We start from the raw sequence: 15,956 nt of genomic DNA on the forward strand, positions 1-15,956 counted from the left end.
CGTTAGCCGTAGCTCTCCGCGTCATTGGGATAGCTACCGCTGCGCACGTCGGCGGCGAACTTGGCCCCGACTTCGCGCAGCTTGGCCTGGTAGTTGAAGTACTGCCGCACGAATTTCGGCATAAAGTCCTCGCCGACGCCCATAATGTCATTGATCACGATGATCTGGCCGTCGGTGTCTTTACCGGCGCCGATGCCGATAGTCGGGATCGTCAGGCTTTCGGTGATCTTGCGCGCGATGTCGTTCTTCATCGCTTCCAGCACGACGCTGAAACAGCCGGCCTCTTCGAGCGCCTGTGCCGATTCGAGCAAATAGTTCTTCCCGACATCAGTCTTGCCCTGCACCCGGTAGCCGCCGAATTTGTTGATCGACTGGGGCGTCAGACCGATATGCCCGAACACCGGGATTCCCGCCTCGGTGATCCGTCGGATTCGCGGCGCCATCTCGATTCCGCCTTCCAGTTTGATCCCCGCGGCGCCGCCTTCCGCCAAAAACCGCATCGCATTGCGCACGGCGTCGGTATCCGAAGTTTGATACGATCCGAACGGCATGTCGCCCACCACCATCGCCGTTTGGGCGGCACGGCTGACCGCTTCGGTGTGGCGCAGCATTGTCTCCATGGTCGCGGATAAGGTGTCCTTGTGGCCGTAGACGACCATATTGAGGGTGTCGCCGACCAGCAGGCCGTCGACGCCGGCGGCATCCAGCGCCCGGGCCGTGTAGTAGTCATAGGAGGTGATCCAGACGATTTTCTCGCCCTTCTTCTTCATCGGCCCAAAGCTGGCGGCGGTGATTTTGTTCTTAGCAGTTGTCATCAGATTCCCAGTTCCTGATCGCCCCGGGTAAAATAGCGCGTCCCCTGCCGCATCTCGGCGATCTGGTTGAAGATCTCTTCCAGATGCTGCGAGTTTTCGACAAAGTCCAGATTGTCGGTTTTGATCACGAGCAGTGGGGTGCGGTTGTAGTGGAAGAAATGATAGTTGTAAGCGTCGAGTACCTGCTTGAGATACTCGGCGTCGAAATTACGCTCATAGGTCACATTGCGCTTGGCGATTCGCGCCAGGAGCACGTCGACCGAGGCGGTCAGGAAGACCGCCAGATCGGGGCGCGGCAGGTTCTTCTTCAAGAGGTCGGCAACCTGCTTATAGAGCGCCAATTCCTCCTCGGTCAAGTTCGCCGAGGCAAACAGCAGGTCTTTCTCAAAAGTGTAATCCGCGACGATCCGCTTCTTGAACAGGTCAAACGCGACCAGTTCGCGCTGCTGCTGGTACCGTGAGAGCAGGAAGAAGAACTGCGTTTGCAGGGCATAGCGCCGGCGGTCGCGGTAGAAGTCTTTCAGAAACGGATTTTTCGCCGCCTCCTCCAGCACCAGATGTCCGCCAATCCGGTCGGCCAGGATTTTGCAGAAAGTCGTTTTGCCGACGCCGATCGGTCCGTCGACGGCGACGTAGTGGAGGTGGGCGAAACGATCATCCATGATAAACTCGTATTCCCTGTAACGGGTCCGTAATCAGGCGCAAGCAGTCCGCAAACGGCCGGGCATCTTTATGACAATACGCATCCGGAGCGATTTCCAGAAGCGGGATCAGCACAAACTTGCGGTAACACATGCGCGGGTGCGGCAATTGCAGTTCCGCCGTGTTGCTGCGGAGTTCGTCGAAGGCAAGGATGTCGATATCGAGCTGCCGCGGTCCGCGGGCAACGGCTCGAACCCGCGGGAAACTGCGTTCCACGGCGCGCGTCTGCGCCAGCAATTCAGTTGCGCTCAACGACGTCTTCACCTCGACCACACTGTTCAAAAAGTCCGGCTGGGCCTGGTAATCCACGGGCGTCGTCTCGTACAATTGCGAACTGCACACTACCGTTACATCTCCGGATGCCTGCAACCGCTCCAGTGCTTGCCGGATGTTCTCGCTCCGGTCGCCCAGATTTGATCCCAATGACAGATAGATCGAAATACTAACTCCGCCCGCGTTTGATCTCAACCTCGATATGATCGAGATTCCCCGGGATCGGCGGAATCATTTTCCGCACCCGGACGACGACCGTGCTGATGCGATCATCGCTCAGGATGCGTCCGGCGATATCCTGTGCGATCGCCTCGATCAAGGCGTACTTTTTGCCGTTCATCACGTCTTCGATCGTCGCGTACACCTGCGCATAATTGACGGTATCGGTCAGGCGATCGCTGGCACCCGGTTTGGTCAAATCGAGAAACAGCTCGCAGTCCACCTCGTAGCGCCGGCCGGTTTCTTTCTCGGCCGCGCTGACGCCGTGGTAGCCGTAAAAAATCATGTTCTGCAGGCGGATGACGTCCATCACTTTTGCCTCGCGTGCAGGCGGGAGCGAATCGGCTGATAGTGCCGGACGAATTGATCGAGTGCCGCCGCCAGCTCCTCGCCGCCGACGTTGGCGCTGATGCGGATCCAGCCCTCGCCGTTTTCGCCGAAGGCCGATCCCGGCGCTACCAGCACGCCCTTGGAGCGCAGGAGTGAACGCGCAAAATTCACAGCCACACGACGATGCCGCAGCTGGACCCACACGAAACCGCAACCAGCCGTCGGGAAATACTCGATTCCGGCTGAGCGCAACTTGTCGGTGACGATTGTCATCCGTTGTGCGATTTCGTTGCGGCATCCGGCAATTTGGGCGCGCAAGGTGTCGGCGTCCCGCAGATAGGCGGCCGCGGAGCGAATCACCGGCTGCGGCACTTCGAAGCTCAAGCTGCGTGCCAATGCCGCCAGCGGCTGGATCAGCGTCTTGCGCCCAATCAGCGCGGTGAGTTTGAGTTCGGGCGCGAGCAGCGAAGTCGAGAAGCTAATCAGTTCCAGCCCCGTGCGCAGGTTGCGCGGCGTCTGGCACAACAACGGCGGTTGAAAATTGCCGGCAAACGACAGCGCGTACGACGAGTCGACGATCGTCAACAGGTTGGACTCGACCGCGCACTTGTGTAGGCGGCGGTAGAACTCCTTGTCGCAGACGGCGCCGGTCGGATTGTGCGGGGAATTGACCAGCAGCACACCGAACGATCTGGCCCCGCGCGCGCGAAATTGCTCCAAGTTGGGCAGGAAATCATTGCGCTGGTACAGCGGGTACGGCTTGATCTGCGCGCCAAACAGCGTGGCAAAGACGCGATAACTCAGGTAACCGGGATCGGGGACGTGATAGACGGCATCGGCGTCCGCCAGGTAGGCGTTGAGCAGCAGCAGGGCAATCTTGGTGCCCGGCATCAACAGCATTTCTCGCTGCGGGTCGAGCTTGACTTCATACTCCGAAGCGAGGTACTCGGCCAGGACCCGGCGAATCGCAGGTTCGGTGATGGGGTGAGCACTCTGATCCGCCGGCTCGCGGCGCAACGCAAACCGTCCGAGATCGACAACGGGGCGCCCGCGACGAAGCTGCGCAGCCTGCAGGTCGGCCATCTCGCCCAGGAAGGGCGCCGGCAGCCGCTGCACGCGTTCGGCCGAAGCCACGACGACACGCCCGGAGATTCTCAATTCTCTCTCCGGCGCCGATCGCGCGGCATAGTGATCGCCGACAGGGAATGTTCGTCCGCCGTGATCTCCTCCTCATCGTAACCGACATCCATGTCCATGGCCATATCGATTTGATAGGCCAGGTAAAGTGCCTTGGCGCAGTGCTCGGCCATCTCGGTCCGGAAGAATGCCTCCAAAACCGTCGTCCCCAGCGCAACCAAACCGTGGTTTTCGAGCAGGTAGACACAACCGCTGCTAATATGCTTTGCGAGCGCGTCGGACAATTCTATGGTTCCCGGCGCGGCGTAAGGGACGAACGGAATTGTGCCGAAGCTAACCTCAAACTCCGGCAATCCGGAAGCGTCAATCGCCGTACCCGCCAGAGCGAATCCGGTTGCATAACTCGGATGGGAATGCACAACAGCGTTGATCTCCGGCCGCTTTTCGTAGGCCAGCAGATGAATCCGATATTCGCTCGATGGCCGCTGTGATTTCGACTTCGGTTTGCCGGTGCGATCGAGCACCACGAGATCAGCCGGGCTCATCATGCCTTTGCAGACGCCGGCCGGTGTGATCAGGATCTCGCCTGCAGGAAGCCGACAAGAGATGTTGCCCTCGGTTCCTGCAATCAACCCTTTATCGTACAATAACTTACCGACTCTGCAGATTTCTTTGCGATACGCTAACGTTTTGTCTGCCAACTGCTATCCTCGCATTGCAAAAGTTAGCTCCTCGCTTCCGACATTGTCAAGCCAAATTACGATTTTGGCGTGCGGCGCCACCATCGCTTCTGTGCCCTGCTGACGCCAATATCGATTTCACCCGCATTCCAAGCGGTGAAAGCGCTTCCCGCTGGTGATACGAGACCGCCTGAACTTGATTCCATGGGGTCTCTCACAGGCTTTCTGCGGCACCGGCTACGACGTTTGATCTGTAAGATTCTTGTTGGCAAGCGGTTAGAGAATTCAAAAAATGCAACTGCCATCGACATATGCACAATCGTATATATTGTGGCTGTTAACTCATTGATACCACAATATATTGTGTTTTTCTGGAAATTTTATTTTGACCGATCTCTTGCAGCCTTTACTCTTGCCATCCCGCGCGTGATCACCGGTGATCACAACTCGGGCACAAGAACACAAAAAGTGATTCCGGACGGGATGTCCGATGAATAACATCGAAGTGGCGCGAGTGATCTTCCGATCACTCGAGTGGGGATAATCTACTTTTAGGGAGAGCTGTTATGCAGGGATCAGAGAAGAAAGCGTTGACCGAAAACGCCCTGCGCGTCTTGGAAAGGCGCTATTTGGCCAAGGATGACCACGGGAATGTGATCGAATCACCCGATCAACTCTTCCGACGTGTGGCAACGGCGGTCGCACAGTCGGACCGGAACTACGGTGCGACCGACGAGCAAATTCAGGAAACGGCCGAAACCTTCTACCGCATGATTTCGAGTCTCGACTTCATGCCCAACTCGCCGACGCTGATGAACGCCGGGAGGCCGCTCGGGCAATTGTCGGCCTGCTTCGTTCTGCCGGTCGGCGACTCGATGGAAGAGATTTTCGAAACGATTAAGCATGCGGCCCTGATTCACAAGTCGGGCGGCGGCACCGGATTCTCGTTCTCGCGGTTGCGCCCGCGCAACTCGATGGTTGCTTCGACCTCGGGCGTGGCCTCGGGACCGGTTTCCTTCATGAAGGTGTTCAATGCCGCCACCGAAGCGGTCAAACAGGGCGGCACGCGCCGCGGCGCCAATATGGGGATACTGCGTGTCGATCATCCCGATATCGAGGAATTCGTCTCCTGCAAAGACGACCTTGCGCAGGTTACCAACTTCAACATCTCGGTGGCGATCACCGATGAGTTCATGCGGGCCGTCAAGGAGAACCGGGATTACGCGCTGCTCAACCCGCGCACCGGCGAGCCGTACACGGTCAACGGCAAGACCGTCACCAAGTACGCGCCGAAGATCTTCAACGATATCATTCAGCACGCCTGGCAGACCGGCGAGCCGGGGATCGTCTATATCGACCGGATGAACGCCCTCTCGCCGAACCCCGGGTACGAGGTCATCGAGGCCACTAATCCCTGCGGCGAACAGCCGTTGCCGCCGTACGATTCCTGCAATCTCGGCTCGATCAATCTGGGCGCAATGGTGATGACGGAAGTACCGCGCGACTACAATCCCAAGGTTGACCCGGCGCGCGGCATCGACTGGGATCGGTTCCGCAAGCTGATCCAGGACTGCGTGCACTTCCTCGACAACATCATCGACGCCAACAAATATCCGATTCCCGAAATCGAAGACCAGACCCGCCGCAATCGTCGTATCGGGCTCGGCGTGATGGGCTGGGCGGATATGCTGATCAAGTTGCGTGTGCCGTACAACAGCGAGAAGGCGTTTGAACTGGGTGAGCGCGTGATGGAATTCATCAACAATGAAGGCCACATGTACTCCTCCGAGTTGGCGCGCCTGCGCGGCAAGTTCCCGAACTGGGAACATTCGCGCTTTGCCGCCGAGGGCGTGATCATGCGCAACGCCACTGTGACCACGATCGCGCCGACCGGCACGATCTCGATCATCGCGGGCTGTTCGTCGGGGATTGAACCGTATTACGCGATTTCCTTCGTCCGCAACGTTATGGACAATACCAAGCTGGTTGATGTCAACCCGCTCTTCGAAGAGATCGCTCGTAAGCGCGGCTTTTATACCCAGGAACTGATGGAGAAGATCGCCAACGACAATTCCGTTCAGGGCTTCGACGATATCCCCGGCGATGTGAAAGAGCTCTTCATGACCGCCGCCGACGTCACGCCGTTCCAGCATATTCGGATGCAGGCGGTCTTCCAGAAGAACTGCGATTCGTCGGTCTCCAAGACGATCAACATGGACAACTCCGCGACGCAGCAGGATGTCTACGACGCCTACTGGTACGCCTACGAACTCGGCTGCAAGGGCGTGACGATCTATCGCGACGGTTCGCGGCCGATGCAGGTGCTTTCTACCGGTAAGACCAAGGACCCGAATGCGGCCAAGGAAGAGCCGAAGGTCGAAGCTGCCGCCCCGACTGCCGCCGCGGCTCCGGCCACACCGACGACTCCGGCGGTCGAATCGGCCGCGCCGGCACACGCCGAGGTGCAGGATCGTCCCGATGTTTTGACCGGCATCACCGAGCGCATCCGCACCGGCTACGGCAATCTCTACATCACGATCAACGAGCACAACGGCAAGCCGTTCGAGGTGTTTGCGCAGATCGGCAAGTCGGGCTGGTCGACGATGGCCGACACCGAGGCGATCTGCCGCATGATTTCGCTGGCGCTGCGTTCCGGCGTGCCGGTGAGCGCGATCATCGAGCAATTGGCCGGCATCGGCGGAGAATCGCCGCTGTATCAGAACGGCGAATTGATCAAGTCGATTCCCGATGCGATCGGCATTGTGCTGAAGAAGCATTTCGGCAACGGCAAGGACGTGCAGCGCAAGTCGACCTATCACGAGGTCTGCCCCGACTGCGGGACCAAGCTGGAGCACGATTCCGGGTGCGTCACGTGTCGCGGCTGCGGCTATAACAAGTGTTAGTAGGTCAGGATCCCCGCGATCCTGACACTTGATCGTTGTGCCGGGTCTTGATCCTGGCCCAGCGCCAGCGCGGACACGGTTGTGACCCGGCACTCTTAAGCCGATTCGGAAGACATGCTGCCTGAAGGCGGGGCGGTCGGTCTCAACACCGACTCTGATATTAATCGTATGAGGGCGAGGAGCAATCCTTGCCCTTTGATTTTCTCGTCAGAGCGATTTCCCCCTGCCGCGTTAGAAGCTCACCGCCGCGCACAAAAATGTGCTCTCTTGCTGCTGCTTCAAAGCGACGTGCAATTTGGCGTTGTAGTCCGTAGGTCCGAACCCCCGTGGTTCGGACGGTATCGAGTTACGCCAGGGGATTCTGTCCGAAGCGCAGGGCTTCGGACCTACATACTATATCTTCGCCGGTGGGCCCGCGCCGGTGCCGTGTCAGGCCGGTGATGTTGATTGCAGTGGGATCGTCAACATCTCTGACGCTGTTTCCCTTATCAATTTCATCTTTGTGAGCGGTCCATCGCCGTGTCTTCCGGATCCATCGACACCAGCTCCCATTTGTGGCAAATAGCCACCATAATAGCACCACACCAGTGACAGCGGCCGATAGTCAACAACTATCGGCCGCTGTGATAGGCATTCGTTGTCCCCTCTCCCTCACGTCCGTCTCAAACCCACTTCCAACAATGCTCTCCGAATCGCTCACCGACACGGCCCCGGCCCCAAATCAAACAGATACAAGATCAAGTGCACCGCATCCGAGATGTTTACAAATCCGCTGCAATCCAAATCTCCGGCTGCCGGCGGATTCGGCGCCGGGCCGCTGGCGAAGATGTAATTCACCAGATACACGGCATCGGTCAGCGCGATGCGGCCGTCGCAGTCGCAGTCGCCGACGTGCACCGTCGGATTGATCTTCAACGCGAACCCAAATACGTCGCCAGCTGGCGGCGTGCTCGCGTCGGTCAGTTGGATGGTGAAGTAGAAGGTCGCCGGATAGGTCGGCACGCCTTCGATGATGCCCTGCTCGCCGCCGGTGAAGTTCAGGCCGTAGGGAATATCGCCGCCGAGGAAAGTCCAGTTGTACGGCGGGACCCCTCCCAGCGCCGCCAACTCGCAGTAGTACGGCTTGGTCTCTTCGCCTGCCGGCAGATCACGCGAGACGATTGTCAGCGCAAACGGCTGTTCGCTGAAACCTTTGAGAATCCAGTTGAGCGGATCGAAGTGCACCTCCGCGACGTTCTGCGCAAACTCGCGCTGGTAGAGCATGAACGCCCGGTCGTTCCAGAGCGTGTCATAGATCTCGCTGTCGTCGTCGAGCCGATACATCACCTGGATCGGCATGGCGAACACCTCGAACTCCGTCTGCACCTGCTTGATGATTAGATCGAGCCGATACCCGCCTTCCCCACTCGGCACGCTCTGCCACATGTATTCATATTGCGGATTGCCGTAGCCATAGACCCATTCGCTGAAGAACCAGTCCAGATCCTGCCCCGAAGATTGCTCCATGTAGTACTGGAAGTCCTCCGTCACGGCGGTGCCGTACTTGAGCGGCGAAGCGCCGTAATTGCGCAAGCCCGTGAAGAAGGCCTCGTCGCCGATCACTCCGCGCAACATATGCAGCACCCACCCGCCTTTGTCGTAGACAATAATATCGAGGATATTCCAGGCATAAGTCGTGTCGCGCACGTAGATTGACCCCGGTCCATAGTATTCGATCGCGTTCATGTAGCTGTGCAGCGCGTCGGTCCCGAGCATCGCCTCCACCATCAGCGCCTCGGAGTAGGTGGCGAATCCCTCGTTCAGCCAGATGTGATGCCAGTCGCGGCAGGTGATCATATCCCCCCACCACTGGTGCGACAACTCGTGCACGATCGTCATGACGTTTTCCGACATTCCCGGCGACATCGAAGTATTGGTCTGGTGCTCCATCGCGCCACCCCAGGTGAAGTTCGACATCGCGTACTTTTCATTGGGGAACGGGTAGCGGCCGAAGATGCGCGACAGGGTGTCGATCGCCGGCACGGTAAACGCGTAGGCATCGGCAATCTGCGGCACCAGGCCGGGATACACCCAGTAGTCCACCGGCAGCGAGTCGGTCGGCGTCCTCTGCGCCCACTCGCGCCAATGGGTGAATTCCGCGATGGCTACGCTCACCAGGTACGTTGCGATCGGATAGCGCACCGACCAGTGCGTCGTGCGGAAACCGTCGCCGTGGTCGACATCGCTGATCAGATTGCCGTTCGAGGAGCAAAATAGATTCGCAGGATAAGTGATGTAGATATCCAGCGAATCGGCTTTGTCGTTGGGATAGTCCTTACACGGCCACCACGCGCAAGCGTAAAACGGCTCCGACAGGTTGCCGATGACGGGCTGGCCGTCATACTCGTCGAAAAATAATGCGGCCCACGCCAGTTGTTCTTCGACCCCGTGGTGAAACACCTGCGTCTGGAACACTTCTCCCGGCGCGTACGTGCGCCCGAGGTCAATATGCAACAGGCGCGAGTCAGTCCACCAACTGGCCGGCTCGCCGTTGAGCTTAATCGAATCGACGTTGACAATCCAGTAGCAGTCGATCTGACAGACCGCCAGCGGCGCAACGACCTCTGCGGTCATGGTCACGTTACCACTGACGATCGCATTGGCCCGGTCAAACTTCATCTCCAGCCGGTAATAGTTGACATCATACTTCTCCTGCAGCGGTGTCCCGCCGCGCGGTCTGGCCGCGCCCACGTCGAGCGCCGTCACCAGTTGCCTGGCCCTGCCCTGTCGGCAGGCCTCGTGCGCCGCCTTCGAATCGCGAATCACCTGATCGATCGGAGGAAAGTCAGCGGCGGCGAGCGTGGGATAGACGAATAAACACAGCAACGAAAAGAGCAGCGCAACTCGCGCAGGCGCGAGTCGCATCCGGGCGCATGTTCCAGCGCGCATAGGCCCCTCCCATGGGTCTGAGGTTGGCGTGCCGACGCTGGCGTGCAGCATCGGAGCATCAATTGACGATTACGCTTCCGCCGCAGCCGCGCCGGTGCAACCGGCGCGGCGAACACGGATGACGTTGTCTATATCGGATATTTACGATGTTGCGGACGCGAAGTTGTCCCGATCTGAAACACTGGTCCCAACTTACAAAACCTGAACTGTGCACATTCCGGGACAATTGCCGATAACTCAAGGTGACTAAGTCCGTTCGCGTGTGACCGGGGGCGGCAGACGCGGTGGTCTAACTGATTGGAGCTATGGGAACTTTCATTCCGGCCGGCCGACTTTCCGCCGTCAAGTACGGCGATCAGCGCATCGAGATTCAAACGGAGTTTTCCAAGTATCCGGAGCCCCGGATTGCCACTTCCGTCAGCCTCGCCGGGCAGGTCATCCATAAGATCCAGAAGCTCTGGGGCAAGCCGATTGACTCGATCGACGAGATGCGGGTGGTCGAGGAGATCATCAACAAGCAGCATAATGAAGTCACGGCGCTGATCCACGAGCACGCCCATACGCTCGTCGAGCAGGTGCAGGCGCAGCGCAACCGGCCCGGGGGCGAACAAATTCTTGATCAGGTCGGCAAGGTCGAGCACGTGCAGTCGGCCTTCATCTTGACCTCCGAGGGCAAGCTGGTGGCACGGCAGAAGATCACGAAGGAGGCCGAGATCGTCGCCGCCATGATCGCCAGCCTGACGGAGATCCTGTTCGACATCGGCCGCACGATGAATCTCGGCGACTGCGAAGACTGCGTGCTCAATCTCGGCTCGCACGACCTGTTGCTGCTGCCGTTCCAGGGCGGCTACCTGGCGGTGCTGGTTGACACCAAAGTGCGCAAGCGCGAGGTGCTCGAACAACTCTGGAAGATCGCGAGGGCGGCATGAGAAAAGTGATCGAGGCGATCCGCGGCGTGATGGGCGTTTCCGGCGTGGTGTTGTGGGAACGCGAAGCGAACGCATTCCACAAGCTCCTACCGGCGCGGTTAACGGCGGCCGACACGGAGAGTATCTGCGGGCAGTTAGTCAAGTTCGGCCAACTGGCGGGCAAAGTGCGTGAAGTGAAAGCCCGCTTCAAGTCGGGCTGGTTGTGGATTCATTGCAGCCCCAAATTCGCGCTGGCGGTGATTGCCAAGCCCGACCTCAACACGACCACGCTCAATCTCGTCATGAAATCGTCGCTGTCAACGCTGGAATCGCAAGTCCGTACGCCGGCGCCGCAGCCAACTGTGCTGCAATATGTGGAATTCACCCCGGATCATGTCGTGGCGATCTCGCGCGCAATCAATCTTGCCCTCGGCCACTTCCAGGGACAGGTCTCACGCTTTGAAATCGCCGAAGTTCTGCGCCAGGCGAAGACGCAGTTGCTGGAAGACTACCCCGTGCTCAAGCACTTCACCGTCGATGCCAACGGCGGCATTATCGTGATCAAGGGTGCGGAGAAACACATGGATGCAGACGCGGTGCCCGCAGCGGCGCAACTGGTCGCCAATTTTGTGCGGTTGATCGGGGCGAGGACCTCGACCATCGGCTTTGACATCGAGAAGCTCACCCTCGGACTGCACCAGATGTTGGCCGAGATCGGCTTCTACAACTACTTCGCCTCCGCCCGTCGTTACGTCCCCAAGTAGCTGCCGGGCAAAAAAAATCGGTGAGAGAGGGGAGGCTCAATCACCTGAATGAAAATAACTCCTCAGACGATTACGCTAAAGGGTTTTTACAGCCACCACGGCTTTTTGCTCCCGCTACTCATCCTTGAGAATGAGGTCACGGCAGGACGCTCAACCATATACGGGGGCAACCTTCATAATTGAAATGTTAGAGAATTTTCAAAATCCCCTCTCTAACACCTGCCGAAATATACGTCCTCAACCCGGCTTTTCAAGAGCAAATTGACCGCCGACCGATTATTCCGCCCCCGGCACGCCGTTTGTTTCGCTTGCACTAAAATCTTGCACAAACACTGGTGTCGCTCTATCTAATTGGCGTGTTGGAGAATCCCGGTCTGAACGGCAAGACGCTCGGCATTGGCGTCGATCTGATCGAAATCGAACGTATCAAGTATGCCTACCAGCGCTTCGGCGACGCGTTTCTGCAGAAAGTCTACTCCTTCGAAGAGATCGAGTTCTGTTTCATGAAGCAGAATCCCTTCCCGTCGCTGGCCGCGCGATTTGCCGCCAAGGAGGCCGGTTTCAAGGCCCTCTCGCAGGCGGGCATCCCCCCCGGCCACTGGCGTGAGTTGACCGTTACCCAGAATTCCGACGGGATTCCGCAGCTTGTCGTCCCGGGGCTGCGCAATATGATCGTGCACTTATCTCTCAGCCATACCAGCACGCTGGCGATTGCGACGGTGGTGATTGAGCGCACACACTAAACAAAGTCGTATCTGGACTCTAAACTGGCGAAGCATTACATTAAAATATCGAGCGGCCGGCCGCCCAGCGGATGGGCAGCGCGTTGCGGCCGCGCGGCAACTGATTCAAATCTGATCGCAGTCATAGCGGAGGTTGATCATGACCCTCAATATTAGCCAAATCGAATCTTTGCTCGGGCCGAATGCCAAAACTTTGCTTGGACACCAGTGCAAGACCATCGACAAGTCCAAGCTCCATCTCCCCGGACCTGACTTCGTCGACCGCGTCGTCGTTCATTCCGATCGTCCGAATACCGTGCTCCAGAACCTCAACTGGATGATCCATCACGGCCGCTTGGCCCACACCGGCTACATGTCGATTCTCCCGGTGGATCAGGGTATCGAACACTCCGGCGGCGCTTCCTTCGCGCCCAACCCGGATTACTTCGACCCCGAGAGCATCGTCAAGCTCGCAGTCGAGGGCGGCTGCAACGCCGTCGCTTCCACTTTCGGCGTGCTCGGCTCGGTGGCGCGCAAGTGGGCGCACAAGATGCCGTTTATCGTCAAGATCAATCACAACGAATTTCTGAGCTATCCGAATGCCTTCGATCAGGTGATGTTCGGCACGATCGACCGCGCGTACGACATGGGCGCAATCGCCGTCGGCGCCACCATCTACTTCGGCTCGCAGGAATCGCGGCGGCAGATCGTCGAGGTCGCGGAGGCGTTTGCGCACGCGCACGAGCTCGGCATGGTCACCGTGCTGTGGTGCTACCTGCGCAACAACGCCTTCAAGATTGACGGCGTCGATTATCACGTCGCGGCCGACCTTACCGGCCAGGCCAATCATCTGGGCGTCACCTTGCAGGCTGACATCATCAAGCAGAAGATGCCGGAAACCAATCGCGGTTTTGAAGCGGTCGAGAAGGCTGCCGGTAAACCGTATTCGAAGTGGAGCAAGAAGGTTTACGACCAGCTCACGACCGACAATCCGATCGACCTGGTGCGCTACCAGGTGGCCAATTGCTTTATGGGTCGCGCTGGTTTGATCAATTCCGGCGGCGCTTCCGGCAAGAACGACTTGGCGGATGCCGTGACCACGGCCGTGATCAACAAGCGCGCCGGCGGCATGGGCTTAATCTCCGGTCGCAAGGCGTTCCAACGTCCGATGAAGGAGGGCGTCGAGTTGCTGAACGCGATTCAGGATGTCTATCTCTGCAAGGAGATTGCCGTAGCGTAGAGACCGTAGGTCAGGATCCCCGCGATCCTGACTAGCGTATTGGCTTAAATGTGACGTCGCTGTAGACCACCGTCTGCAGCGACGCTTTCTTTTGAGAATGAATTCTTTGCCGATGGATGGTGCCCCATCGCCGGAAGCCCCGAGGAACGGGGGATTGCGGTGGGACGTCGCTACCTTGTGTTCTGCAGCGCTTGATTGAACTTCTCGCCGATCACCTCTGCCCGATACGCAAAGATCCCCCGCAATTGCCGCTTCACGAACAGCGAGTGCGCGATCCGTCCCAGAATTCCCAGCGGTAGAGCATATTTCACTTCATCAGAGATGAGGGTGCCGCCTTCAACTTCGCGGAAACTGTGCCGATGATGCCAGAGCCGGTACGGACCATTGATCTGTTCGTCGACGAAGGCATGCGGCGGATCGTAATGCGAGATCAACGTCCGCCAGCGCAGGCGCAGTCCCATCACTTTGATTGTGTAGTCGATCAACGCGCCGGCGTTCATCGCAATTGGTGTCGGCGTGACAATCACAAATCCCAGCGACGGTGGCGTGATCTTAGCGAGATTTTCGGGCCGCTCGAAGAATGCAAACACCTCCGGCAGCGGCCGCGGGACAAATTGCTCGGCGGTCAGAGTGTAGGTTTTCACGATTTCTTCTCTGCCGGCACGAAGCGCGCGATGTATTGTTTGACGTCGAACTTGCGCGCGCAACCGTCGTAGCTCATGTAACGAATCTTGCCGAACACCGCTCGCTCGCCCCAAGCCCGGTCATGCACGCCGCCGATGCTCCAGGCAATGCCCGCGTAGCCGTTCGGATCGCGCCCGTCCAGTTCGTAGCGGTCATTCAGATCGATCGCGGTCTCCAGAGCTTCCTCCGGCGATCCGGTCCACTCCAGGATTTTCTTCGCCCAGTACATGCGCATGTAACCGTGCATCTTGCCGGTCGTCACCATTTCGATTTGGGCTGCATTCCACAACTCGTCGTGAGTCTGCGCGTGTTCAAAATCGGCGCGCGAATATAGGATGCTGCGCTCGTCGCCGCGGTGTTGGTTCAGAGTCGTCTGTGCCCAGGAATGGAATCCCGCAAACGCGTCGTAATGTTCGTTGTAGTGGCAGAAGTTATCGGACAACTCACGCCGCACGATCAACTCCTCGAGGAAGCTCTCCTGCGCCGCGATGTTCTGATCGAACCGCTGAGCCTCCAGCGCTACCTGTTGCGCGGCGATCTGCCCGAAGTGCAGATAGGGCGACAGATTCGATTGCGCGTCGTGCGTCGGCAGATTACGCTCGTCATGATATCGCTGCAGCCCGCGCCGAAGGAAGGCCTGCAACTGTTTGTGCGCGGCCGCTTCGCCGGGGGCGAAGTCGGCAACTGCGCCGACACTGCGATCGACCGCAAGCGCCTTGCGCGCCTTCGCCCAATCGATCGGCTTGGACTCACCTGCCATGAGGTGAGGGTGTTTCTTGATGCGCGGATATTCTGTGAGATAGTGCGGCAGGAGCTTATGGATCTTCGGTCGGAACGTGTAAGCCGCAAACTCCTGCTTCGGCGATGCCACCCAGCACGGAACGATGTTGTGCGCATCGACTTCATAGAAGGGCGCGGCAATCTTTGGGACGATGGCGTCCTTCCACTTGCGGTTGATGCGTAGAGCGGTGAAATCGGTCACCAGCGCGCCGATTCTCTCCCGCGCCGCCAGCTTTGGCATTTCGCTATCGGGAGACCCGGTCAGCAACCGAAATTCGATGGCAAGTCGGCGGCACTCGCTCTCGACCTGCTCCAGCCCCCTGAGCATGAACTCATATTGCCGCAGCGTCGCGTCGAGATAGTTCGGGAGCACGCAAAACGCGACGATCAGCGGCTGCCGCAGCTTCAACGCCAAATCCTGGGCATAAAGCAGCGCCCAGTTGTCGTGCACGCGCTGGTCACGGCTCATCCAGTAGACGACCGGTCCGACAGACGGAGTGCCGGTTCGCAGCGAGCGTGCACGGCTCAGGTCAACGCGATCAGACATGGTGAACCTGCATCGTCTTCATCTCACCAACTCCAACCACTGCCGTCACAGTGGGTTCGCCGTGTCGAAGATTGCACTACCGGTATTTGAGCTTGAAGGCCAGAATCCCGACCGTGAAGAACAGCGCCACGGCGTTGGCAACGATGATCGGCACGTCGCGCACCAGCAAGCCGTAAACCAGCCACAGGAGCACGCCGGTGCTGATCACGGCGTACATCGCCAGCGAGATGTCGTGGGTTGACTTCGATTTCCAGATCTTGAGCAACTGCGGCACGAAGGAAAAAGTCGTGCAAGCGCCGGCAATCAGCCCGAGAGCGGTGAGCG

General features: G+C 58.6%; 15 protein-coding genes. 5 read left to right on the plus strand and 10 right to left on the minus strand.

Annotation, left to right across the window (positions count from 1 at the left end):
- Positions 1-2: 2 nt before the first annotated feature.
- From panB to IT585_12300, 6 genes are read right to left on the minus strand one after another with little or no spacing between them, the layout of a single operon-like run.
- The gene (panB, locus tag IT585_12275) at positions 3-815 is read right to left on the minus strand and encodes a 3-methyl-2-oxobutanoate hydroxymethyltransferase (protein ID MCC6964022.1); all 813 of its coding nucleotides are present in this window, start codon (positions 813-815) and stop codon (positions 3-5) included.
- Positions 815-1,477, minus strand: a complete 663-nt coding sequence (locus tag IT585_12280; protein MCC6964023.1) for a deoxynucleoside kinase — start codon at positions 1,475-1,477, stop codon at positions 815-817. Before IT585_12280 ends, panB begins: the two co-directional genes overlap by 1 nt.
- The gene (folK, locus tag IT585_12285; protein ID MCC6964024.1) at positions 1,470-1,940 is read right to left on the minus strand and encodes a 2-amino-4-hydroxy-6-hydroxymethyldihydropteridine diphosphokinase; all 471 of its coding nucleotides are present in this window, start codon (positions 1,938-1,940) and stop codon (positions 1,470-1,472) included. The genes IT585_12280 and folK overlap by 8 nt, the downstream gene beginning before the upstream one ends.
- Positions 1,941-1,959: 19 nt before the next feature.
- Positions 1,960-2,322: a dihydroneopterin aldolase gene (folB, locus tag IT585_12290; GenBank protein ID MCC6964025.1), complete on the minus strand. Its 363-nt coding sequence runs from the start codon at positions 2,320-2,322 to the stop codon at positions 1,960-1,962.
- Positions 2,319-3,497: an aminotransferase class I/II-fold pyridoxal phosphate-dependent enzyme gene (locus IT585_12295; GenBank protein MCC6964026.1), complete on the minus strand. Its 1,179-nt coding sequence runs from the start codon at positions 3,495-3,497 to the stop codon at positions 2,319-2,321. The genes folB and IT585_12295 overlap by 4 nt, the downstream gene beginning before the upstream one ends.
- Positions 3,494-4,108 carry a class II aldolase/adducin family protein gene (locus tag IT585_12300; GenBank protein ID MCC6964027.1) on the minus strand — a complete coding sequence of 205 codons (615 nt, stop codon included), beginning with the start codon at positions 4,106-4,108 and terminating at the stop codon, positions 3,494-3,496. The genes IT585_12295 and IT585_12300 overlap by 4 nt, the downstream gene beginning before the upstream one ends.
- A 614-nt stretch (positions 4,109-4,722) precedes the next feature.
- Here IT585_12300 and IT585_12305 point away from each other — a divergent pair.
- Positions 4,723-7,059, plus strand: a complete 2,337-nt coding sequence (locus IT585_12305) for a vitamin B12-dependent ribonucleotide reductase (GenBank protein ID MCC6964028.1) — start codon at positions 4,723-4,725, stop codon at positions 7,057-7,059.
- Between the two features lie 696 nt (positions 7,060-7,755).
- On the opposite strand, the gene IT585_12310 is transcribed toward IT585_12305, so the two are convergent.
- Positions 7,756-9,987 (minus strand): hypothetical protein, encoded by a 2,232-nt coding sequence (locus tag IT585_12310; protein MCC6964029.1) that lies wholly within the window; start codon positions 9,985-9,987, stop codon positions 7,756-7,758.
- 305 nt (positions 9,988-10,292) lie between these two features.
- On the opposite strand from IT585_12310, the gene IT585_12315 reads away from it, so the two are divergent.
- The 4 genes from IT585_12315 to IT585_12330 all read left to right on the plus strand — a co-directional run bounded on the left by IT585_12315 (position 10,293) and on the right by IT585_12330 (position 13,621).
- Positions 10,293-10,916 carry a roadblock/LC7 domain-containing protein gene (locus IT585_12315; GenBank protein MCC6964030.1) on the plus strand — a complete coding sequence of 208 codons (624 nt, stop codon included), beginning with the start codon at positions 10,293-10,295 and terminating at the stop codon, positions 10,914-10,916.
- A complete protein-coding gene (locus tag IT585_12320) occupies positions 10,913-11,659 on the plus strand; it encodes a hypothetical protein (protein MCC6964031.1) in 747 nt (248 codons plus the stop codon). The genes IT585_12315 and IT585_12320 overlap by 4 nt, the downstream gene beginning before the upstream one ends.
- 335 nt (positions 11,660-11,994) lie before the next feature.
- A complete protein-coding gene (gene acpS, locus IT585_12325) occupies positions 11,995-12,402 on the plus strand; it encodes a holo-ACP synthase (GenBank protein MCC6964032.1) in 408 nt (135 codons plus the stop codon).
- Between the two features lie 139 nt (positions 12,403-12,541).
- Positions 12,542-13,621 carry a class I fructose-bisphosphate aldolase gene (locus tag IT585_12330; GenBank protein ID MCC6964033.1) on the plus strand — a complete coding sequence of 360 codons (1,080 nt, stop codon included), beginning with the start codon at positions 12,542-12,544 and terminating at the stop codon, positions 13,619-13,621.
- 170 nt (positions 13,622-13,791) lie between these two features.
- Here IT585_12330 and IT585_12335 read toward each other — a convergent pair whose 3' ends face one another.
- The 3 genes from IT585_12335 to IT585_12345 all read right to left on the minus strand — a co-directional run bounded on the left by IT585_12335 (position 13,792) and on the right by IT585_12345 (position 15,939).
- Complete coding sequence (locus IT585_12335; protein MCC6964034.1) at positions 13,792-14,265, minus strand: SRPBCC family protein; 474 nt, start codon at positions 14,263-14,265, stop codon at positions 13,792-13,794.
- On the minus strand, positions 14,262-15,632 hold the full coding sequence (locus tag IT585_12340) for a deoxyribodipyrimidine photo-lyase (protein ID MCC6964035.1): 1,371 nt from the start codon (positions 15,630-15,632) through the stop codon (positions 14,262-14,264). The genes IT585_12335 and IT585_12340 overlap by 4 nt, the downstream gene beginning before the upstream one ends.
- Before the next feature lie 76 nt (positions 15,633-15,708).
- Positions 15,709-15,939: a SemiSWEET transporter gene (locus IT585_12345; GenBank protein MCC6964036.1), complete on the minus strand. Its 231-nt coding sequence runs from the start codon at positions 15,937-15,939 to the stop codon at positions 15,709-15,711.
- Between the last annotated feature and the right edge of the window lie 17 nt (positions 15,940-15,956).

The sequence above is a fragment of the Candidatus Zixiibacteriota bacterium genome (genome assembly GCA_020853795.1).
Taxonomy (GTDB): Bacteria; Zixibacteria; MSB-5A5; order CAIYYT01; family CAIYYT01; genus JADJGC01.

Bases quoted from the DNA above. Each gene is read 5' to 3' on its own strand.
- IT585_12305 (MCC6964028.1), top strand. From the start codon at position 4,723: ATGCAGGGATCAGAGAAGAAAGCGTTGACCGAAAACGCCCTGCGCGTC.
- IT585_12340 (MCC6964035.1), bottom strand. From the start codon at position 15,632: ATGTCTGATCGCGTTGACCTGAGCCGTGCACGCTCGCTGCGAACCGGC.
- IT585_12310 (MCC6964029.1), bottom strand. From the start codon at position 9,987: ATGCGCGCTGGAACATGCGCCCGGATGCGACTCGCGCCTGCGCGAGTT.
- IT585_12330 (MCC6964033.1), top strand. From the start codon at position 12,542: ATGACCCTCAATATTAGCCAAATCGAATCTTTGCTCGGGCCGAATGCC.
- panB (MCC6964022.1), bottom strand. From the start codon at position 815: ATGACAACTGCTAAGAACAAAATCACCGCCGCCAGCTTTGGGCCGATG.
- IT585_12320 (MCC6964031.1), top strand. From the start codon at position 10,913: ATGAGAAAAGTGATCGAGGCGATCCGCGGCGTGATGGGCGTTTCCGGC.
- IT585_12280 (MCC6964023.1), bottom strand. From the start codon at position 1,477: ATGGATGATCGTTTCGCCCACCTCCACTACGTCGCCGTCGACGGACCG.
- IT585_12315 (MCC6964030.1), top strand. From the start codon at position 10,293: ATGGGAACTTTCATTCCGGCCGGCCGACTTTCCGCCGTCAAGTACGGC.